Genomic DNA, 21,900 nt, shown 5'->3' with positions numbered 1-21,900 from the left:
GTTTGCCCAACTCGTTGGACACATTAATCCAACCGATTGGACACGTTAGTCCAAACCGTTGGACAAACGTGTCCAAAACCGTATGTTATGTATCTTTCCGCAAGAACTTGTTAAAAAGCTGTCAGAATATATCAGGTATGGAGCGCACAGATACCTACTTGTATCTTGCCAACCGCATCAGCACGGGGTATTGTTCTTCATAGCGGTCGAACTCGATGGCGGTGCCGTCGTAGCCCATTTCGGTAAACGAAAGGCGCACCATTTCCTGCTCTTCTTCCGTAATGGCGCGTCGCTGCTGCTTCACCTTGTAGTAGACTTCCGAGCCGAAGCACGCCATCACTTCGTATCGGACACGGCGCAAGTCAGACGCCCGCACGTTGTCGTAAATGTGCGATATGCCCCACGCAAAGCGTTCCTTGCGGTCGGGCACGAAGAGTGGGCAGGGCTGTGCGCCGGTTACTACGTCAGGGTTCGCCACCATATAGGTTTCGTGCCTACTCTCTGCGAGCATCGTGTGGGCTGTGTGGCGCAAGCATTTGCCAGCTTTCGCGCAATGGGTGCCTGCGCAGTGCGCAAAGTCGGTGTCTAATTGGTTGTATTCTTCTTGGGTCATAATGTAGGTGTTTATTTTCTCAAAAGAAATAATGTGGACTTGGCTATTATTTTTATTGTGCTTGAATTATAAAAAGAGGGCGTACTGCTTAGTACACCCTCTTTGGATACTTCTTATTCGAAAGTTTTCTATTTTTTTTCTCCAACTTCACGACAAAGTTCATTAATATTTGCCTTAGGGTCAATATATAAAATGGCATTATCAATTAAATCTAAATAAAGGCTAACCTCTGCAGGGATATAATTCCCTTGTTTTGTAATTTCACGGTGGAAAAACATTTTGGCACGAGTTAATGCTTTGGTTGCTTCGTTCTTTGTCTTGAATCTAATCATTACTTACCTATTTTAATTATTCTTACTTTACCTCTTCAAAATCTGCATCTTGAATAGTCTCGTCCTGCTTTGGCTGCTCTTGCTGTGCCTGATTACCTGCATCTGCTCCCGGCTGTGCACCTGCACCTTGATACATCTGTTGGCTGGCAGCCTGCATCACGGTGTTGAGGTTGTTGATAGCCGTGTCGATGGCGGCAACGTCGGCTGCCTTGTGGGCATCTTTAAGTTGCTGGAGTGCTGACTCGATAGCGGGCTTTTGGTCGGCTGGAATCTTGTCGCCATTGTCCTTGAGGAAGTTCTCGGTCGTAAAGATCATAGAGTCGGCCTGATTCATCTTGTCTACCTTCTCGCGTTCAGCCTTGTCGGCTGCGGCGTTCTGCTCGGCTTCGGCCTTCATGCGGTCGATTTCTTCTTGGCTCAAACCGCTGCTGGCCTCAATGCGTATCTTCTGTTCCTTGCCCGTTGCCTTGTCCTTGGCGCTGACGTTGAGAATACCGTTGGCATCGATGTCGAACGTTACCTCAATCTGAGGAACGCCGCGGCGAGCCGGTGCAATGCCCTCGAGGTTAAATTGTCCGATACTCTTGTTCTGCGAAGCCATGGGACGTTCGCCCTGTAAAACGTGGATGGTTACGGCTGTCTGGTTGTCTACCGCTGTAGAGAATACTTCGCTCTTCTTAGCCGGAATGGTGGTGTTGGCGTCGATTAGCTTCGTCATTACGCCGCCCATTGTCTCGATACCGAGCGTAAGAGGCGTAACGTCGAGCAACACAATGTCGCCTACGCCGCTCTCCTTATTTAATATAGCACCTTGGATGGCTGCGCCTACGGCTACCACTTCGTCGGGATTAACGCCCTTCGAAGGTTCTTTGCCAAAGTAATTCTTCACCAATGTCTGCACGGCGGGAATACGGCTCGAACCACCTACGAGGATAACCTCGTCGATATCAGACGTCTGCAACTTGGCATCGCGCATGGCATTCTGGCAAGGTACGAGACAAGCCTGTATCAAGTCGTGGGCCAACTGCTCGAACTGAGCACGCGTAAGCGTCTTTACCAAGTGCTTGGGCACGCCGCCTTCTGCCGAGATATAAGGCAAATTGATTTCCGTAGAGGTAGAAGAACTCAACTCTATTTTGGCCTTTTCGGCAGCTTCTTTCAAGCGTTGCATGGCCATCGGATCTTTACTGAGGTCGATACCCTCGTCGGCCTTGAAGCCTTGAACCAGCCAATCGATAATTACTTGGTCGAAGTCGTCGCCGCCAAGGTGTGTGTCTCCATTAGTCGAAAGCACCTCAAACACGCCACCGCCGAACTCCAAGATAGAGATATCGAACGTACCTCCACCCAAATCGAATACGGCGATCTTCATATCTTTGTTGGCTTTGTCTACACCGTAGGCAAGAGCTGCAGCCGTAGGCTCGTTCACAATACGCTGCACGTTGAGTCCTGCAATTTCTCCGGCCTCCTTGGTTGCCTGACGCTGAGAGTCGGAGAAGTAGGCCGGCACGGTGATTACGGCGTCGGTAACTTCCTGTCCGAGATAATCTTCGGCAGTCTTCTTCATCTTCTGAAGAATCATTGCAGAGATCTCCTGCGGCGTGTACTTACGTCCTTCGATGTCTACGCGCGGGTAACCGTTCTCATCTACAACAGCGAATGGAACGCGCCCTACTTCTTTCTTGCACTGCTCATAGGTCTCGCCCATGAAGCGTTTAATAGAGTAAACCGTATTCTTCGGGTTGGTGATAGCCTGACGCTTTGCAGGATCGCCCACCTTTCTTTCACCGTCTTTCACAAAGCCTACTACCGAAGGAGTAGTACGTTTGCCCTCGCTGTTAGCTATTACTACCGGCTCGTTGCCTTCAAATACAGCTACGCAGCTATTGGTAGTTCCTAAGTCAATTCCAATAATCTTTCCCATAATTGTATATTATATTTCTGTTATTATCTATATATTATTCGAACAGTAGCGTTCGGTTTCTTTATAACAAAACGTATGCCAAGGGGAAAGACAGGAATGACAGCATGCCAATTTGTCAGAAACAGGCACAATATATTCTTCATCCGACGTGGTCATCAGGCAAACAAATCGTTAAGACCTTCGCTGATTGTAGGATGCGTAAAGATCATATTGTGCACATAGGATGCCGGTATATGGTTGTCGATAGCCATCTTAAAGAGATTGATTATCTCGTGGGAACCGGTACAAAACAGCGTAACTCCCAATATTTCACCGCTGTCATGATCAACAATTGCTTTTAATATACCATCGGTCTGCGCAAGAACTTTCGCTTTCGGAATGGCATCTGCGGGCAGTTTTTTCACATCTATGTTGCGTCCGCTTCGCCGAGCCTGTTCCTCCGTCATGCCCACATGCGATAGCTGGGGATTTGTGAAAACCGATGTAGGCACTGCACCTCGGTTGTTTACAGTACGGCTGCCATCGCCGAAGAGCTCGTTGCTGACGATGCGATAGTCGTCGAGCGAGATGTATGTAAACTGCGGACTCCCCGCTACATCGCCCATTGCCCACACGTTAGGCGCAGCATGTAAACGTTCGTCAGTGACAATATATCCCCGCTCGGTGGTCTTTATGCCCGCCTTTTCGAGGCATAATCCGTCGGTATTCGGGCGACGGCCGATGCCTACCAGCACCGCATCGGCCTCGAAGTTGCCTTTCGAAGTAGCGACAGTTGTGCGCCCTGCACCTTCCACAAACTTCTCAATTTGTACAGAGAGCATGATATTGATGCCTTTAGATGTAAGCACTTTGTACATTTCATCGGCTATGTCGCGGTCTTCGCGAGCCAAGAAAGTGCCGCTGCTCTCAAGGATTGTCACCTTGCTACCGAAGGCCTGATACATACAGGCAAACTCTAAAGAAATGTAACCACCGCCCACTATGACCAATTTATCGGGACGCTTTGCGAGCGAGAGCATACCCGTACTATCGTAAATGCGGCTGCCATCGGCTCCTTCTATCGCGAGGCGAACCGGCTTGGAACCCGTATTAATGAAAATTCTTTTGGCCTCTACTTCCATTTCTCCGTCTTTCCCACGCAAACAGACCGTATGCCTGTCGACGAAACTTGCCGAAGCGTCGATGATTTGCACGTTCTCCAAAGAGGCCAGCTTGTTGTAATTGGCTGCACGGAGCTTATCTATAAGCGCATTCTTTCGATCCATAGCCCTGTTAAATACCTGTTCTTTGTCGGTTACATAGTGCCCGTATTCGCTTTCAACCAACAGCTTTTTCGAGGGAATGCAGCCTATATTGATGCACGTTCCGCCATACATCTGTTCACTTTGTTCCACTAAAATCACTTGCCGGCCGTGTTTAGCCAAATCGGCCGCAAGCGTTTTGCCTGCTTTACCGAAGCCTATGATCAGATTTTCTACTTGTATTCTTTCCATACTTTTTACTTTTAAAATTCGATGTTCGAACAACAAATTTAAATAGAAATTGTAAGATATACAAGAAAAATATCCTTATAATGATCGTTCATTTCTCATATTTATCGTATATTTGCAGCAGAAAGATATAATAGATACCACCGACGGCACACGTTGTCCCCAGCTCCGGTAACGGTATCTACAGTTTGTAGATTTCACATTATTAATATATATCAAACATACAAACTATGAAAAGATTTTTCGTATCCGCGCTCTTTTCATGCTTTATAGTATGGGGAGCACAAGCACAATTACTGTATAAGATTTCCGGAAAGGAACTTACCAAGCCTTCGTATATCATCGGCACCTATCATCTTGCCAATGTAGGGTTCGCAGAGTCTGTTCCGGGCCTGAAAAATGCCCTCGGCGAAACCGAGCAGGTGTATGGAGAAGTTAACATGAGCGATGCGCGTTCGACCGATAATATGCAGAAAATAAAGCGTGCAACCACGCTTCCAGAGGGTAAAAAGCTATCCACTTTGCTCACCAAAGACCAATTAAAACGTCTCAATGCCTATCTGAAAGAAGCTATGGGGGCCGATCTCAACAATCCTGCCGTGGCCAAACAGTTCGAACAGATAACGCCTGCAGCGCTGACAACTCAACTGGCTTTGCTCATGTTTATGAGGAAGCATATGGGTGAGTTCGATCCTATGACTACGTTTGACGAGTATTTTCTGAAGCAAGCCAAAGCAAACAACGAACCCGTGGGAGGCTTGGAAACGGTTGAATTTCAAATAAAGACGCTTTTCGAAAGTACGCCATTGAAGCGGCAGGTAGAACAATTGATGTGCCTGATAGACCATGCCGGCTTCAATGAACAGATGTCGGAGCGCATCGTTAAGGCCTTTTATGCTCAAGACCTCGACGCCATTAAGGCTGCTATGGATGAGAAGATGCACAATAATTGCGACTATTCACCCGAAGAAGAGAACATGCTTATTTATGCCCGCAATGCCGACTGGGCCGAAAAAATGCCGGCAATCATGGCTGCAAAGCCTACGTTTTTCGCCGTTGGCGTAGGCCATTTGCCGGGCGACAAAGGCGTTTTAAACCTGCTGCGCACGGCGGGTTACACCGTTGAAGGTGTGAAGTAACAAGAAAGAAAATCTCTTTCAGCCCTTATAAAAGAGGGGAGTAAGGATGAATGATACGGGATTATAGAAGAACGAGAGGAGTTTCTTTCGGTCAGTAAAAGTGTGGTTGTCCCCTCTAACACCGTTTACCTATAATGTTCATCAACGAATAGTTTGTATGGGATATTGCCGACTCTTTTATGTTAAATATTGAAATGAGACTCTTTCTTAGTAAAGAATTCTGCATATATGTATGTTGACAATTATCAAATTAATTTTTCTTCAATTTTCAAATAGATAATTTTATCTGGCTTGAAGTGTATTTTGATTTAAAAGAAAAATTATAATAGAAAGGGCGTAAATTTAACAGCGTTGAACCATAAATAGTAGGGTTCAACGCTGTTAAATTTACGCCCTTGTGTGTCGTTATTTCCCCGTTGCAGAAGTATCTTTATTCAGGTTCTTGAATACTTCTTTGAAATATTTGGCCCGTTCGGTTTCTGTTGCTTGTGGAGCCGGAGCCTTTTCTCTGCTAAACCAGAATGCATTAAGACCTTCGGGGCTTTCCAAACTCCATCCTTGCCATTCGCGGAAAGCATGAAAACACCACGAGAAGTTGTTTTTTTCGAAGATGTCGATGGCATCTTTAAACCAACGGATGGCAGATTCTACAGGTGCCCATGTGATAACACTGAACTCCCCAATCAGGACAGGAACTTTATATTCTGAAGCAAAATCCGTCAGCGGTTTGAGTTCGGCCTCCAAGGTTGATTTGTTGCAATATGTTTCTTCTTTTTCCCACCAATGATTCTTGGCCTTTCCCGGGTATTCCCTTTTGAAAGAAGCAATGGCTTCTTCATGAGTCATCGTTTTGGAATTGTATTCTCCGTTATATAATATTCCTTGACAAGCAAAGGTTTCAGGACAATAGAAGTGAAGACTGTATACTACATGTTTGTCTTTCTGAATAATCTTTTCTTTCTCTATTTGGAATGTTTCTGCTACCAAACCGGGCTGGAATACGATCCATACGTTTTTGTTGACAGTACGGATTGCCGTTATAATATCGGGTACCATTGCCAACCATTCCTGCACTGCAGCCCTACCTTTCTCGCTGGGTTCGTTGAAAAGGTCATATCCCCATATCTCGTTTTCGTATTCTTTTTTTGTAAAATGTTGTGCGATGTTCCTCCACATCCGTATAAGAGCATCTTTCATTTCCGGATGATTTGTCCAAAAGCCACGTTGATTGTGGTCGTCTAATGTCGGTACTTTTCCGTTTACGTAAATAGGAGGTTCGTGCAAGTCTAAAATAACTTTAACATTTACACTTTGTGCAGCACGTACTTTTTCTTCTACCAAATTCAGATATTCCGGTAAGGTTGTCCATAAATCTGTTCCCTTTTTCAAAGCATAAGTTGCTGGATTAAGTTGCAATCTTATAACATTGGCACCCCATGTGCTCAAATCCTTGATTGTTTGTGCATGCAGACCGTTTGCCGACTGAACCATAAATCCGCGCACTCTTGGAGGTGAGGTTACTACTGCCGGTGGCGTAGGGGGATTGGGATCTGGATTAGGTTTAGGAGGGTTGTCGGGTGTATTTTTGTCGCCGCAAGCAAGTATAATGGGCAGCATAAACAACAATGCGATAATTTTTTTCATAATTACAGTTTTAAGTTAATAATTAAAGTATATAAGCAATACTATGATCTTTCTCACAATTTTAGTTCTAAGTATTAATATGAGGTTATGATTGTATTTTGCTTAATAAATATCTCGATTTAAATTACCTCTTTTAATTATATATTACAATCTAAAAAGCATGAACCCTAAAATAGAAAACCGAATTTATGTAAAACATAAAAAGAATACGACTGTTTGGAGTAAAAGAGATAAAGAAAATAAGAATAATGTTTTTTTACAGTTATTTGCCATTAGTCTTGTAAATGTAGACCGGCGTTTAAATATCGTTGTTTGAGATGTGACGATACTGCATTAATATGATGAAAGACTATTGCATCAGAAACGCTAAGAATAACGTTTATCTTTCATCCCCCGATGATGTATGCCTTATACAGTTATGCTGTATCATCGACACAAGATACGTGTATGTTAATTAACCGATGGGTATATAATAGGATGAACTTATTTTTATGCGGTGTTTATTGTCAGCACGACAGCTTTAATCTATATGGAGGTTGTTAATATTCAATGCGTTTTTATTTGTTATGATAGTATGAAGTGAGAAATTTAGAAAATGTAAAAGTGTGTATGTAACAATACTGCTTTGTCGTAGGATTGTAATATCGTATTAGCATAGAATTAAGATAATAAATGCAGAACTATTAACAGCCTTAATCTCTGTTACCTATGTGCATGGAAAAATCCTATGTTTAACTTCAATAAAAAATATAAATTCTGTTTATATTCTTTTATGAAAGGCCGGACTTATATAAAATTATGTATTTTTAACCTATAGTATTCTTACTTATATAGTTTAATTGTATATTTTTGTTACAATAAAAAACGAAATGCTGATGGAATAAAGTTTTTCTTTTTTCTTGACCGTCTAATAAGATGCTACGGTTCATATTTAAATAGGTTGTTAATTTCTCAATTATGTAATATGCTTTATGTTTGAAAAATATATTTACTATAGAATATGGAATATATTATAAAATGAAGATAGAAGAAAGATTTTTTAATACCATATACAACAAATATTATCAGCGGTCATATCTGTTTGTAAAATCATACGTCCATTCGGATATTGTAACCGAAGACATTGTAACCGAAGCGATTATTGCATTATGGGAACACCTGAGACAGCAAGAATACTTCGAACAAGAAGAGAACTCAGGAAAAGATATTGCACCTTTATTGTTTACTATTCTCCGAAATAAGGCTTATAACTATCTGAAACATGAGGCAGTGAGGAGGTCTGCAATAGAAAATTTGCAAGATATAAAGAGTTACGAACTGTCTGTTAGAATATCCTCCTTGGAAGCATGTAATCCTGATAAGATATTCATGCAAGATATCAGTAGAATTGTGGAAGAAACTTTATGCCAACTTCCTCAGCAGACTCGAATGATATTCCAAATGAGTCGTAATGAAGGAAAGAGTAATATGGAGATCGCATCGGAAATAAGTATATCTGAAAAAACAGTAGAGTATCATATTACCAAGAGCCTTAAGGCCTTAAGGCTATCGTTAAAGGATTACTTGCCCATTTTCTTATTCTTTTTCGCATAATTTTATTTTTCTTTTTAGGGTTTGAGTTTCTTGAGTTGTTTTATTATAAAGAACCAAACTTAAGATTGAAAAAACATGGAATTACCTAACTTGCAAAGCATTGTTGCACAACATCGTGCATACTATGTTTTAAAAAGACATAAAAAAGGTTTTTCGTGTGTGGAGACAGACTGTTTTGAGTTCGGAAATGGAATAGCTTGCTCATATTTAAGTTACAAAACGAAAATGAGATAAAAGAACTATGAATGCGGATTTACTTCATCGATATATTGCGGGAGATGTTTCTGAGCAGGAAGCGTTGGAAGTTGCAGCATGGATTGCCGAAAGCAATAAGAATGAACATGAATATAAGGTTCAGCGCAGTTTGTACGATATTACATTATGGAGAACGGAAGAGGATGGAAGGTTTTTACAGAAAGAAAAATATGGAATTCTTTCCAAGCCTTTAATAATCAGGGTGTGTCGTATTGCTGCAATCATTCTTGTAGTCTTTTCCCTCACATATTGGTGGACTCAAAGAAAGATAAATATAGCGCCGGTCATACAGATGGTTCATACACCCAAAGGACAACGTACGGAAATGGTGCTGTCGGATGGGACTAAAGTGTGGATCAATTCTAATAGTACCTTAAAGTATTGCGACTTTACATCTCAAGATCGTCGGGTGGTCGAATTGGATGGTGAAGGCTATTTTATTGTAACAAAGAATCCTACTAAACCTTTTATCGTGAAAACTACCCGATATGATATCAAGGTGTTGGGTACGGAATTCAATGTAACAGCCTATTCTTCGGAACGTGACTGGCACGCTTCGCTGATTAACGGTAAGATAGATATCAATGCAAAAGATGGTAGCAATTTGATGGTACTTGAACCAAATACGGAAGCATACGTGGAAAATGGGAATCTAATGAAACGCAGTATGAACGCAATTGAAAGCGCGTTCAAATGGCGTAAAGGGCAAATAAGTTTTGAAAATCAATCAATGGCAGAAATCATTCGAAAATTGGAAACCTGTTATGATATAAAGATTATTGTTCACAATAAAAGTATTCTTCAAAGTCGATATACGGGAACATTTGCTGTTCACGATGGAATTAGCCACATCCTTAATGTACTGAGTACATACGATAAATTTACATATGTTTTAGAAAAAGACAATAAAATTATCATTTATTAACCTAAAAGTAAACCTTATAATATTATAAAAATGAAAGATGATTAATAATAACAAAGCGAGATAATGAGTAGTATTATTATCTCGTAAATCAAATTTGGAATAACCTAAATATTAATAACCATAATTCAATGCCAAGGGTATGAAAAATATGTTAGATACCAGTAAATTTTTTAATCAGACTTTGGAGAGCACAAAACGGCGAGTTGTACTTGTTCTTATGTTGTTGTCTACAATCGTCTATGCCGGACGGGCAGATGCTCAATCCAAGAAAGTAACTATTGTAACTTCGGGCATGACAATAATTGATGTCATGCATGAAATTGAAAGGCAAACCGGCTATATGTTTGTCTACAATAATAAAGACATAAACCTGAATACGGTGGTTAAAATTGACGTTGCCAATATTTCGGTTGCCTCTGTTTTAGAAACGATATTTAAATCTACGGATATCACTTACCAAATGAATGGAAATAATATTCTGTTGATGACATCTGGTCAGAAAGAACAGCTACAAGACGCTGCGAAGAAAGGACAAGATGCGCATCGACAGATTGTGGGAACAGTTAAAGATAAAAATGGTGAACCGATTATTGGTGCCAGTATTATGATAAAAGGTAGTAGAGGACAAGGTACAATGACCGATGCTGCCGGCATTTTTAAATTGAATGTTCCGGATAATTCAACAATAGAGGTCTCGTATATTGGCTTTATAACACAAGAAACAAAAGTCGGTAATCGTAAGAGCTTTAATATCGTATTACAGGAAGATAAAAAGATACTTGATGAAGTGGTTGTCGTAGGATATGGTAATCAGAGAAGAGTGAATATTGCAGGTTCTGTTGCTTCTGTTAAGGGAGACGATTTAATAAAGTCACCCGTCTCAACAGTATCAAATGCTCTCTCAGGTAAAATGCCAGGATTGGTAACTTTGCAATCTTCTGGTCTTCCCGGTTCGGATAATGCCACGTTAAAGATACGTGGATTTGATGCTCCACTGGTTCTTATTGATGGCTCTGAAGGTGATATTTCGACCGTAGATGCCAATGAGATAGAATCGATTTCCATTTTGAAAGATGCTTCCGCTTCAATTTATGGTGCACGGGCGGGAAATGGTGTTATTTTGATAACTACCAAACGAGGTGTCAAGGGTAAGCCTACTTTGACTTTGAATACATCCTTTACTTGGCAAGGCATTACGGACATGCCTAAGATGGCATCGTCTGGACAGATGGCTCAAGTGCGACGGGAAGGGCATTTGCAAAGTGGACAGCCAGAAAGTACTGCTCCGTATACAGAAGAAGAAATTAAGAAATATTATGAAGGTACAGATCCTCAATATCCCAATACTGACTGGTATGGTTTGTTGATTAGAGACTGGGCTCCTCAACAGCAACACAACCTTTCGATACGAGGTGGCTCCGATAATATCAAGTTCTATGGTTTCTTAGGGTATTTGAAACAAGAAACCTTATTTAAAAGAAGTGACGCTTTTTACAGACGATATAATATCAGAGGAAGTATCGATGCAAAGATTACCGAAGATTTGTCAGCCAGTATGGATTTCTCTTTAGTGGTGGGAGAACGTAATTATACTACTCGAAATATGAACGAGAACTTGTGGGGTGATTTTTGGAATACATCTCCTATGTATCCTGACAGATTTCCCGATCCTACAAAGATTCCTTATGCAGAAGGTGGAGGTACGGGTGGTGCCCATATTACAACGGATAGAAGTCTTTCTGGCTATAACGATACAAGAAGCCAAGAAACAAGGTTTATTGGTGAATTGAAGTATAATTTCCCATTCTTGAAAGGTCTGCAGGCTAAAACCAGACTTGATTATCTGCAGACGTATGCTACACAGAAAATCTTTCAAAAGCCTGTTCCGTTTTGGAAGTATGATTATGGTGCAAATAAATATACGAATTCTGGTAGTTTCGGTTCTTCTGCGAATTTGGGTTACGTTCTTCCCAATAATCGGCGTATGATTTACCAAACGTCTCTTGAATATAAAAATGTATTCAAGAAGATACATGATATAAATGCATTGATTCTTTTTGAGGCTACCGACTATTTCAATACCCGTATTTTGGCCAATAGGTCTAACTTTCTAACACCTGCTATAGATGAAATGCTTGCAGGAAGTACAGAGGGGATGACCAATGGCACTTCTACAACAGAGATGGGACGTATGAGTTGGGTTGGTCGTTTTAACTATACACTTATGAATCGATACATATTAGATGCAACGTTCCGCGCAGATGCTTCTGCAAAATTTCCGAAAGAGTCGCGCTGGGGATATTTTCCGAGTGTATCTCTTGCATGGCGTATCAATGAAGAAACTTTTATGAAAACATTTGAGAATCTCGATGCTCTTAAATTACGTTTGAGCTATGGTGCATCTGGAAATGACAATGTAGGTAATTTTGCTTATTTGGCTGGTTACGATATTATGGGTGCTAAGGATGGTGGTTCATATATTTTTGGTTCGCAACGCCAAATGGGAATATGGCCGAAAGGTTTGGCTAATCCCGACCTGACATGGGAGAAACTTAAGATCTATAATGTAGGTGTTGATGCATCTTTCTGGAAAGGTTTGTTATATGGTTCTCTTGACGTATTTTATCGTAAAAGAACAGGTATACCGGGAACACGATTGGTAACATTGCCCTCAACTTTCGGCGCTACCCTCCCTGAAGAGAATCTGAATAGTACAAGTACGAGAGGATTTGAGTTGATTGTGGCATCTTCTGGTCAGTGGGCCGATCTCCGTTGGGATGTGAATGCCAATATATCATGGGCACGTTCTAAATGGATTTACTATGAAGAACCCGATTATACTGATCCTGATCAACGTAGAATAAATAGAAGAACTGGGCAATGGACAGATAGACGGTTTGGTTATGTTGCGGAAGGTTTGTTTACTAGTCAGGATGAGATAGATAATCTTCCGTATAATCAAGATCAGCGTAATAATACAACATTACGTCCTGGTGATGTAAGATTTAGAGATATTAATGGTGATAAAGTAATAGATTGGAAAGACGAAGTTGAAATAGGCAAGGGCACAATACCAACATGGTTTGCCGGTTTTAATCCTACGCTTCACTATAAGGACTTTGATTTGAGTTTGTCTTTCCAAGGAGCATTCGGGTTTGATGTGGTTGCGTCTTTGGGAGGTAATACACGTGAATATTTCGAATCTCGATGGACACCGGAAAACAATGACCGGAATGCTTTGATACCCAGAGTAGGTGGAACTAGTGATAATAGTCATATTTCAACTTACTGGTTGGTTTCTGGTGATTATGTGCGATGGAAATCTTTTACACTAGGCTATACACTTAAGCATGAGATATTGAAAAAAGCAAATATTCAAAGTATTCATTTTTTCTTCTCGGGCAGTAATATTTACACTTGGAGTAAATTAAAGAAATATGGTTTGGATCCCGAAGGTCCTTCGGGGAGAGGTGGTCTATATTATCCTCAACAACGTGATTTATCTATTGGAGCAACTGTAATTTTTTAAACGGAAAATTATGAAAACACAGATATATAAAACTAAAAAACTGGGACAATACATTGTGTTTGCTTGTGTTGTCTTATCGGTAACATTTTTTGAAGCTTGTGATGTTTTGGATAAAAAGCCGCTGGACAATATCAGTGATGCTACGGTTTGGAATGACGAGACATTGATCGATGCAGATATTACCGGCGCTTATGCCAAAACTACAGTTCTTGTGAACGAGGCTGATAATATTGTTTTGGCAAATAAAAGTAACTTTTTTGCAATTTATTTTATAAATAATGTTAGTGACGAATCTAAATCTGCTTCAAATTTTGCAGGTAATGCTTACAGGTTTAAATTTGGTAATTTGAAAATACAAGGAGGATTGTTGGAATATTGGGAACGCCCTTATAACATCATTCGTGTGTTAAATGAACTTTTGGAACGACTTCCTAACACAAATGTGTCTCAGGACTTCAAACGGAAAAGAATTGCAGAAGTTCGTTTCCTACGTGCTTTTAACTATTTTGCAATGGTAAAAAGATATGGCGGTGTACCTCTTATCACGAAAGTACAACATAAGAGTGATCCTGAATCAGAGCTTAGGCCCGCGAGAAATAAAGAGCAGGAAGTATATGATTTCATTATTTCTGAAGCTATAGCAGCCAGTAAAGAACTTCCTGAAGTTATAGGTGCTGACGACTGGGGACGTCCCAGTAAGTATGCAGCATTGACATTGGCTTCCCGTGCAGCTCTTTATGCTGGGAGTATTGCTCAATATGGAACTGTAGAGTTGGACGGTGTTATCGGTATTGATCATAACTTGGCCAGCCGATATTATCAGGAATCATACGATGCTTCCAAGGAAATCATTAGTTCTGCACGATACGCATTGTATAATGATGATGCCGACAAGGTTAAGAACTTTAAGGATATTTTCCTTAAGAAGAGGAATTCTGAGGTAATCTTTGCTCGTCAGCACGACGGTAGTGATAAAGAAGTCGGAGGCGCTGGTTGGTGCTATGATTATTTCCAATGTCCTTATCCCAACGGATGGTCAAACGGAAATCATGATGCGCCCTACCTTGAAATGGCAGAAGCATTTGAATATAAGGATGGAAGTCCAGGTAAGATAAAGGAAGAATTTTATGAAAAAGATAGACTGGTTACTATGGACGAGTTATGGCAAGATAAAGATCCGCGTTTCTTTGCAACGATCTATACTCAAGGTACGCAATGGCAAGGAAGAACGCTCAATTACTATAATGGCCTTATTTTACCAGATGGATCAGTTCAGCAGCAAGGCTCTTATGAAGGTGTTTTGGCCAATGGTGAACAGAAATATTGGGTAGCATGTGGATTTGGTGTGATGAAATATTTGGATGAAAGCAAGAATAACGGAGACGGTTCTACGGCAGGCATCTTTGGTTCTAAGCAAGATTTTATCGTTTTTCGTTACGGAGAAATCTTACTGAATTATGCAGAAGCGGCGTTGGCATTAGGCAAGACAAGCGAGGCGCTTGATGCCGTAAATCAGATACGTACCCGTGCCGGTATTGCAAAACTTACCTCTATCGATGTTGATAAGATACGTCAGGAAAGGCGTGTAGAGCTGGCATTCGAGGGACATCGGTATTGGGATTTACGCCGTTGGCGTATTGCGGAGGATGTGTTATCTCGCAATATGTGCGGTCTGAAATTTATTTTGGATTATACAACAAGGAAGTTCCGTATCCAGAAAGTAGAAAAGATAGATGGAGCTACAAATACTCCATTATTCAGACATGAAAACTATTATTTCCCCTTAACGCATGTGCGTACAAATCAGAATCCTAATTTAGTTGAGAACCCGGGATATAAATAATAAATCTCGATCAATCAATTCTCCTTTTGAAGGGATAAGGAGAGGGCATAATGGAACTTATGTGGAAGATTATACTTTCTTTTGCTATAATATGCCTTAATATTAGGAAACAACAACTTATAAACAAATAAGAAGAAATGAAAACTTTAAATGTATTATTATTATTCGTATTATTTTCGTTGGGCCTGAATGCTCAAAAGTTCACAATTCCTGTGTTTCCAGATCCACAGAGTGAGGTGGATGAAAGAATGGACATGTTCGAAAGTCAGGTTGATTGGATAGTAAAAAACAAAGAAAAATTGAATATGCCTATTGTTCTTTGTGTAGGTGATTTGGCAAATTTCGACAACTTTACACATTGGGATAAGGCAAGCCAGCAATTCGAGAAGTTTGATAAAATCAGATTGCCTTATGCCTTGACTTTGGGAAATCATGATACTGAGGCTGTAGGAGAGTACAATGGAAGTGCTGCCCCCGGCAATACGAACCAAAACTTGAGAAAAACATTTAAGTTTAATTCCTTTTTTCCGACCTCTCGCTTTATTGCCCAAAGAGGAAGATATGAAGCAGGAAAAAGTGATAATGCCTATTATACTTTTAGAACGGGAAATACTTATTGGCTTGTTTTGACGTTGGAATTCTGCCCTCGTCAGGGAGCTATCAACTGGGCTAATGATGTTGTAAAGGCTTATCATGAATATAACGTTATTGTGTTGACACACTATCATCTGAATGGTAAGGGCGAAATTGTTCAAAATAATGCCGGCTATGGAGATTTTAGCCCGCAGTTTGTTTTCGATCATTTTTTGAAATTGCATCCGAATATTCGTTTTGTTGTCAGCGGTCACGTGATGAAATCGGCATTCAGAGTGGACGAAGGTGTCCACCACAATAAAATCTATCAGATATTGCAGAACTACCAGAACGAAGATAACGGAGGCGGTTATCTTCGTTTAATGCACTTCGATTTGGATAAAGGAACTGTTATTGCGGAACTCTATTCGCCTTTTTATAACAAGTACAAGGAGCCGGAAACGAGATATACGATAGAAGGCCTTGAGTTGGTGAAACCCAAATTATGATATTTATTTGTAGAGATGAACCTATTTCTTTAAATATTCTTGTTGGTGGATTAAATGATTTAGTTTTTTATATTCCGAGTCTTTAATCCGCCTACATTGAAAGATAGGTAATTTTTGATATTATTTTTAGTATGGTAATGAAAAGTTATACTTGTTGTTTATATCTATTTCTTTGTGTGATTTGTGGAGAGACAGCAGTTGCAAAGTCTACGGTGAAAAAGACAAAGGCAGATTATCCACAAACAGTTCGTGGCTTTATGGTGGAAACCGCAGAACAGCTTGACAAGAAAATACTGGCCGATGTTAAGAGCTGGGGAGCCAATGTCGTGCGGCTTCAGCTTAATCCTTTAAGTTATGCACAAAAGAGAAATCGTGACTTTTGGGAAGTTTTTCCAGACTATCTTGATTTAGTTCAAACAAAGATAGATGATGCCCGACGTGTTGGGGTAAAGGTTGTTGTGGACTTACACGAACCTCCGATGATGGTCGATGGCAAAGTTCCTTCGTCTACAACGCAAGGAACGGAACAGTTTTGGGATATTCCAGAGCTGAAAGGCAATTTCATTCGAATGTGGAAAGAGATTGCTACTAAGTTTAAAAGCAAAAAATATAACGATGTAATATGGGGCTATGATCTATTCAATGAGCCGCAAATTGATTGGAAGCATACGCCGCAGCAATGGTTAGATATGTCGCCTGACATCGTTACAGCTATCAGATACATCGACAAGGATGTATGGATAATTTATCAACCCGGTATCAATAATAACGAATATAAAACTTATGCCCCGCTGAAAGACAAGCGTATTATCTACAGTGTTCACTTTTATAAGCCATTCGGATTTACCCATCAGGGTGTCGAGAGAATATACGGAGCAGATTCATTGTCTCGTAAGCAGGCACTTGCCATTATTCAGAACAAGTATCCTGGTGACTATTACGGGCAGCATTGGGATCGCTCTACCATGGAAGCAGATCTGCGCCCCGTTGCCAATTTTGCTGAGAGATACCACGTACCGATACTTGTCGGTGAGTTCAGTGCCATAGCATGGGCACCTATTGAATGTTCAACAGTTTGGTTGAAAGATGCAATTCACACTTTTGAGAAGTATAATTTTTCATGGTGTTACCATGCTTTCAGAGAGTGGGCAGGATGGAGTTTAGAGCATGCCGAGGGTACAAATGCTTTTTGGTTCAAGCATGATCCGACACCGACTCCTGTAAAATATGAAACGCAACGGGCTAAAATCATTAAGGAAGCATTAAAGAAGAACCAAATATATTAAATAACTGATGAATAAAGAGAATACCAATATGAGGTCAAGATGAATGATAAGTCTATATCGACAATCTTGAAATTCTGAAAACACCCCTCTGTCTTTCTTTTATTCTCCGTCTTATTTTATAGAAAACATGTATTATCATGATAAGTAAAAGACTTTTAATAGGCACATTTGTGTGTTTGTTTTGTTTACTGTTATCAGCTCAACAACGAGTGAAAATAGTAGTGAAAGATGCCTTCGTGCCAGATAAAGTAGAAACTCTTACAGGTTATGTAGGTGAGAAAATTACCGCTTCTTACAACCATCGAATTCTTGCGCAGGATATCGATAAGTTGGTAGAACCTTTTGCAAACAAGGTAGAGGACCATTTATGGCAGAGCGAGTTTTGGGGTAAGTGGATGAATTCTGCTGTCCTTGCTTATCGTTATAAACCGAGTAGCCAACTGTTGAACAATATGAGAACGGCAGTAGATAAACTTATAGCAACACAAGATAAGAATGGTTATATCGGTAATTATGCTCCCGAATATCATCTTCATGAATGGGATATTTGGGGGCGTAAATATTGTATCTTGGGCTTACTTGATTATTACGGCATAACCAAAGAAAAGAAAGCACTTATGGCTGCGTGTAGAGAAGCCGATTTCTTAATGGCGGAACTTAAGGCCAAGAATACAAGTATTGTGAGTATGGGTAATCATCGGGGGATGGCTGCGTCATCGGTATTGAAGCCCATTTGCTATTTGTATCGCTACACAGGAAATAAAAAGTATTTAGATTTTGCATTACAAATTGTCCGTGAATGGGAATCCTCCAACGGTCCCCAACTTATTTCAAAAGCAGATATTCCTGTAGGAAAACGGTTTCCCCGACCTGATTATGATAATTGGTATAAGTGGCAACAAGGCCAAAAGGCTTATGAAATGATGTCCTGTTACGAAGGTCTTCTTGAACTTTATCGCCTCACAGGAAACGTTACTTACCTATCTGCCGTTGAGAAAACATGGCAAAGTATCATGGATACGGAAATTAATATAACAGGTTCTGGTTCAGCAATGGAGTCGTGGTTTGGCGGCAAACAGGTGCAGTATATGCCTATTAAGCATTATCAGGAGACCTGTGTTACAGCTACATGGATCAAGTTGAGCAGACAACTGCTCATGCTTACGGGGAATTCTAAGTATGCCGATGCCATTGAGCAGTCGCTCTATAACGCACTATTGGGAGCTATGAAACCTGATGGTAGCGATTGGGCAAAATACACTCCGTTGTCCGGTCAGCGCTTATCAGGATCGGAGCAGTGCGGTATGGGGCTTAATTGTTGTACGGCAAGTGGTCCTCGCGGACTGTTCATTATTCCTCAAACAGCAGTGATGCAAAGTATTAAAGGTGCTGTTGTCAATCTATATATTCCCGGGACATATACGCTCCAGAGTCCGAAACGGCAAGAAATCACTCTTACCCAGCAAGGCGACTATCCCCAAACGGGAACGGTACGTATCGCTTTCAAGGTAAAACAAACCGAGGAATTTACGCTCTCATTACGTATTCCTGCGTGGAGTAAGGATACTAAAGTAACCATAAACGACAAGGAAGTTGTACCTGCTCATAATGGAAGTTATTTACAGATTAATCGTAAATGGAGCGATGGAGACCATGTGGAACTTGTTTTGGATATGCGTGCGCAATTACATTTTATGGGAGAAACCCCACAATATCTTGCTATTACTCGCGGTCCGGTAGTGCTTACACGCGATGCTCGACTGTCTGGTGCAGATGTGCAAGCTATTATCACACCTGATGTAGATAAGAATGGTAATCTCGATTTAACGCCTGTTGCGAACAGAAATCCTAATATTTGGATGACATTCAAGGCTTGTTTCTATCCAGAATCTTATAAGGAAGAGGAACCGGAACCTATTGAAGTGGAGCTTTGCGACTATGCCTCAGCTGGCAATGCAACATCATCTTTCCCATTCTTTAAAGTATGGATGCCACAACTCTATAATCCGAGAGGAAAGTAAAACTCTATATATAATGCGAGTTACATCAAATATAATACAACAATAAAATGAAAACAACAATTAAAATAATATTCTTTATTTCGTTTGCCTTAGTATCCGTAACCTTTACTTTTGCTCAAAGTAAAAAGGAAAAAGAGATGATACAGAAAGCCAAAAGCATTATTTCGCAATTGACATTAGATGAGAAAATAGGTCAATTGACACAAGATGCTAAAGGTATAGACCGTTTGGGAATAAAGCCTTATTACTGGCTTAATGAAGCATTGCATGGTGTTGGACGTGACGGAAGAGCAACTGTTTTCCCACAACCCATCAGCCTTGGTGCTACATTTGATCCCGAAGTGGTACGGCAAATAGGTGATGCAATTGCCACAGAGGGGCGTGCCAAGTTTATTGTGGCCCAACGACAGAAGAACTATTCGATGTATGCAGGTCTGACATTTTGGGCGCCCAATGTTAACATATTTCGTGATCCACGTTGGGGAAGAGGTATGGAGACCTACGGTGAAGATCCTTTCTTAACAGGCGTTTTAGGTACAGCTTTTGTAAAAGGGATGCAGGGGAACGATCCTTTTTATCTTAAAGCAGCTGCCTGTGGAAAGCATTTTGCAGTGCATTCAGGGCCGGAGCGTACGCGTCATACAGCTAATGTAGAACCCACGAGACATGATTTATACGAAACGTACTTGCCTGCATTCAAAATGTTAGTACAACAAGGAAAGGTAGAAAGTATCATGGGCGCATACCAACGTTTATATGGGGAGAGCTGTTCAGGCAGTAAATATTTGCTTACCGACATACTTCGCAAGGATTGGGGCTTTAAAGGTCATGTGGTATCCGATTGTGGAGCCGTTACCGATATGTACGAAGGGCATAAACTGGTAAAGAGTGAAGCAGAGGCTGTGGCTTTTGCTATTAAGGCGGGATTGAACTTAGAGTGTGGCAATTCAATGCGGACGATGAAAGATGCGCTTAAACAAAAGCTCATTACCGAGAAAGATTTGGATAAGGCTTTGCTGCCGTTGATGATGACACGATTGAAGCTGGGTATTCTGCACCCGGATGCTGCGTGTCCTTATAATGAGTTTCCCGAAAGTGTGATCGGCAGTGTAGATAACCGTAATATTGCGCAACGAGCGGCAGAGGAAAGTATGGTGTTGCTGAAGAATGATGGTGTCTTACCTATTGCAAAAGATATTCGCACGTTGTTCGTGACCGGCCCGGGTGCCACCGATGCTTATTATTTGATGGGTAACTACTTTGGCCTTTCCGATCGCTACAGTACGTATCTGGAAGGTATCGTTGGGAAAGTAAGTAACGGTACGAGTGTTAATTACAAACAAGGATTTATGCAAGTATTCAAGAATTTGAATGATGTGAACTGGAGCGTATCGGAATCTCGTGGTGCAGAAGTAAGCATTATTATTATGGGAAACAGCGGTAATACAGAAGGAGAAGAAGGGGATGCTATTGCATCTTCAGAGCGTGGTGATCGTGTAGACCTTCGTTTGCCGGAACCGCAGATGCAGTATTTGCGGGAGGTTAGTAAAAATAGAACAAATAAGTTAGTGGTTGTCTTAACCGGAGGAAGTCCTATTGATGTGAAAGAGATAGCCGAACTGGCCGATGCTGTGGTGATGGCATGGTACCCGGGGCAAGAGGGTGGTGTAGCATTGGCCAATCTTCTTTTTGGTGATGTGAATTTCAGTGGTCGTCTGCCGGTTACTTTCCCAGAAACAACAGACAAGCTACCGTCTTTTGATGATTATTCTATGAAAGGACGTACTTATAAATATATGACCGACAACATTCTGTATCCTTTCGGTTACGGCCTTTCCTATGGTAAAGTGGCTTATGGCAATGCTACTGTAACTAAATTGCCGACAAAACATTCTCCCATGACGGTAAGTGTAGATTTAAGTAACGATGGAAACATGCCCATTGATGAAGTGGTACAGGTATATCTTTCTACTCCGAGTGCCGGCGTGACATCTCCAATAGAATCTCTTGTTGCATTTAAACGTGTGAAGATTGCTCCTCATGCTACTGTAGCAACAGATTTTGAAATCCCTATTGAACGATTGGAAACTGTTCAGGAAGACGGCACTTCGAAATTGTTGAAAGGTGAGTATCGAGTTATGATCTCGGGTGCTGCTCCCTGCAATCGTTCCGAAGAATTGGGAGTAAGTTGCAGCACTGCAACATTTAAGCTTTGATGGCAGCC

The 21,900-nt window shown here is 41.0% G+C and carries 14 protein-coding genes; 9 read left to right on the top strand and 5 right to left on the bottom strand.

The genetic code is table 11. From position 1 onward, the window contains the following. Positions 1-154 precede the first annotated feature (154 nt). The 4 genes from BN3912_RS04365 to BN3912_RS04350 all read right to left on the bottom strand — a co-directional run bounded on the left by BN3912_RS04365 (position 155) and on the right by BN3912_RS04350 (position 4,362). A complete protein-coding gene (locus BN3912_RS04365) occupies positions 155-613 on the bottom strand; it encodes a DUF6078 family protein (protein ID WP_023984726.1) in 459 nt (152 codons plus the stop codon). A gap of 128 nt (positions 614-741) precedes the next feature. Further along, a complete protein-coding gene (locus tag BN3912_RS04360) occupies positions 742-945 on the bottom strand; it encodes a hypothetical protein (protein ID WP_023984727.1) in 204 nt (67 codons plus the stop codon). A 22-nt stretch (positions 946-967) separates the two neighbouring features. Further along, a complete protein-coding gene (dnaK, locus tag BN3912_RS04355) occupies positions 968-2,869 on the bottom strand; it encodes a molecular chaperone DnaK (RefSeq protein ID WP_023984739.1) in 1,902 nt (633 codons plus the stop codon). A 155-nt stretch (positions 2,870-3,024) separates the two neighbouring features. Continuing rightward, on the bottom strand, positions 3,025-4,362 hold the full coding sequence (locus BN3912_RS04350) for an FAD-dependent oxidoreductase (protein ID WP_023984740.1): 1,338 nt from the start codon (positions 4,360-4,362) through the stop codon (positions 3,025-3,027). Between the two features lie 227 nt (positions 4,363-4,589). Between BN3912_RS04350 and BN3912_RS04345 the strand changes: the two genes are divergently transcribed. After that, positions 4,590-5,498, top strand: a complete 909-nt coding sequence (locus BN3912_RS04345; RefSeq protein WP_023984741.1) for a TraB/GumN family protein — start codon at positions 4,590-4,592, stop codon at positions 5,496-5,498. A 405-nt stretch (positions 5,499-5,903) separates the two neighbouring features. On the opposite strand, the gene BN3912_RS04340 is transcribed toward BN3912_RS04345, so the two are convergent. Continuing rightward, entirely contained in the window at positions 5,904-7,142 is a 1,239-nt protein-coding gene (locus BN3912_RS04340) for a glycoside hydrolase family 5 protein (RefSeq protein ID WP_023984742.1), read from the bottom strand. Positions 7,143-8,159: 1,017 nt separating this feature from the next. Here BN3912_RS04340 and BN3912_RS04335 point away from each other — a divergent pair. From BN3912_RS04335 to BN3912_RS04300, 8 genes are all read left to right on the top strand, one after another. Beyond that, a complete protein-coding gene (locus BN3912_RS04335) occupies positions 8,160-8,735 on the top strand; it encodes an RNA polymerase sigma-70 factor (RefSeq protein WP_036859818.1) in 576 nt (191 codons plus the stop codon). Between the two features lie 241 nt (positions 8,736-8,976). Continuing rightward, a complete protein-coding gene (locus BN3912_RS04330; RefSeq protein ID WP_023984747.1) occupies positions 8,977-9,915 on the top strand; it encodes a FecR family protein in 939 nt (312 codons plus the stop codon). A gap of 139 nt (positions 9,916-10,054) precedes the next feature. Next, complete coding sequence (locus tag BN3912_RS04325) at positions 10,055-13,444, top strand: TonB-dependent receptor (RefSeq protein ID WP_023984748.1); 3,390 nt, start codon at positions 10,055-10,057, stop codon at positions 13,442-13,444. Between the two features lie 10 nt (positions 13,445-13,454). Next, positions 13,455-15,287 carry a RagB/SusD family nutrient uptake outer membrane protein gene (locus BN3912_RS04320; protein WP_023984749.1) on the top strand — a complete coding sequence of 611 codons (1,833 nt, stop codon included), beginning with the start codon at positions 13,455-13,457 and terminating at the stop codon, positions 15,285-15,287. Between the two features lie 137 nt (positions 15,288-15,424). After that, complete coding sequence (locus BN3912_RS04315; RefSeq protein WP_023984750.1) at positions 15,425-16,369, top strand: metallophosphoesterase; 945 nt, start codon at positions 15,425-15,427, stop codon at positions 16,367-16,369. 212 nt (positions 16,370-16,581) lie between these two features. Next, positions 16,582-17,655 (top strand): glycoside hydrolase family 5 protein, encoded by a 1,074-nt coding sequence (locus tag BN3912_RS04310; protein WP_230204648.1) that lies wholly within the window; start codon positions 16,582-16,584, stop codon positions 17,653-17,655. 209 nt (positions 17,656-17,864) lie between these two features. Further along, positions 17,865-19,676 (top strand): glycoside hydrolase family 127 protein, encoded by a 1,812-nt coding sequence (locus BN3912_RS04305; protein WP_230204646.1) that lies wholly within the window; start codon positions 17,865-17,867, stop codon positions 19,674-19,676. Between the two features lie 47 nt (positions 19,677-19,723). Beyond that, positions 19,724-21,892 (top strand): glycoside hydrolase family 3 N-terminal domain-containing protein, encoded by a 2,169-nt coding sequence (locus tag BN3912_RS04300; protein WP_023984753.1) that lies wholly within the window; start codon positions 19,724-19,726, stop codon positions 21,890-21,892. Positions 21,893-21,900 lie beyond the last annotated feature (8 nt).

The organism is Prevotella phocaeensis (genome assembly GCF_900065875.1).
Lineage (GTDB): Bacteria > Bacteroidota > Bacteroidia > Bacteroidales > Bacteroidaceae > Prevotella > Prevotella phocaeensis.
Note: the sequence above shows the minus strand (reverse complement) of the source record. Positions and strands in the feature narration are given on the sequence as shown.

Coding starts and splice junctions, on each gene's coding strand:
- BN3912_RS04325 (WP_023984748.1), top strand. CDS start 10,055: ATGAAAAATATGTTAGATACCAGTAAATTTTTTAATCAGACTTTGGAG.
- BN3912_RS04330 (WP_023984747.1), top strand. CDS start 8,977: ATGAATGCGGATTTACTTCATCGATATATTGCGGGAGATGTTTCTGAG.
- BN3912_RS04320 (WP_023984749.1), top strand. CDS start 13,455: ATGAAAACACAGATATATAAAACTAAAAAACTGGGACAATACATTGTG.
- BN3912_RS04340 (WP_023984742.1), bottom strand. CDS start 7,142: ATGAAAAAAATTATCGCATTGTTGTTTATGCTGCCCATTATACTTGCT.
- BN3912_RS04350 (WP_023984740.1), bottom strand. CDS start 4,362: ATGGAAAGAATACAAGTAGAAAATCTGATCATAGGCTTCGGTAAAGCA.
- BN3912_RS04365 (WP_023984726.1), bottom strand. CDS start 613: ATGACCCAAGAAGAATACAACCAATTAGACACCGACTTTGCGCACTGC.
- BN3912_RS04300 (WP_023984753.1), top strand. CDS start 19,724: ATGAAAACAACAATTAAAATAATATTCTTTATTTCGTTTGCCTTAGTA.
- BN3912_RS04360 (WP_023984727.1), bottom strand. CDS start 945: ATGATTAGATTCAAGACAAAGAACGAAGCAACCAAAGCATTAACTCGT.
- BN3912_RS04345 (WP_023984741.1), top strand. CDS start 4,590: ATGAAAAGATTTTTCGTATCCGCGCTCTTTTCATGCTTTATAGTATGG.
- BN3912_RS04315 (WP_023984750.1), top strand. CDS start 15,425: ATGAAAACTTTAAATGTATTATTATTATTCGTATTATTTTCGTTGGGC.
- dnaK (WP_023984739.1), bottom strand. CDS start 2,869: ATGGGAAAGATTATTGGAATTGACTTAGGAACTACCAATAGCTGCGTA.
- BN3912_RS04335 (WP_036859818.1), top strand. CDS start 8,160: ATGAAGATAGAAGAAAGATTTTTTAATACCATATACAACAAATATTAT.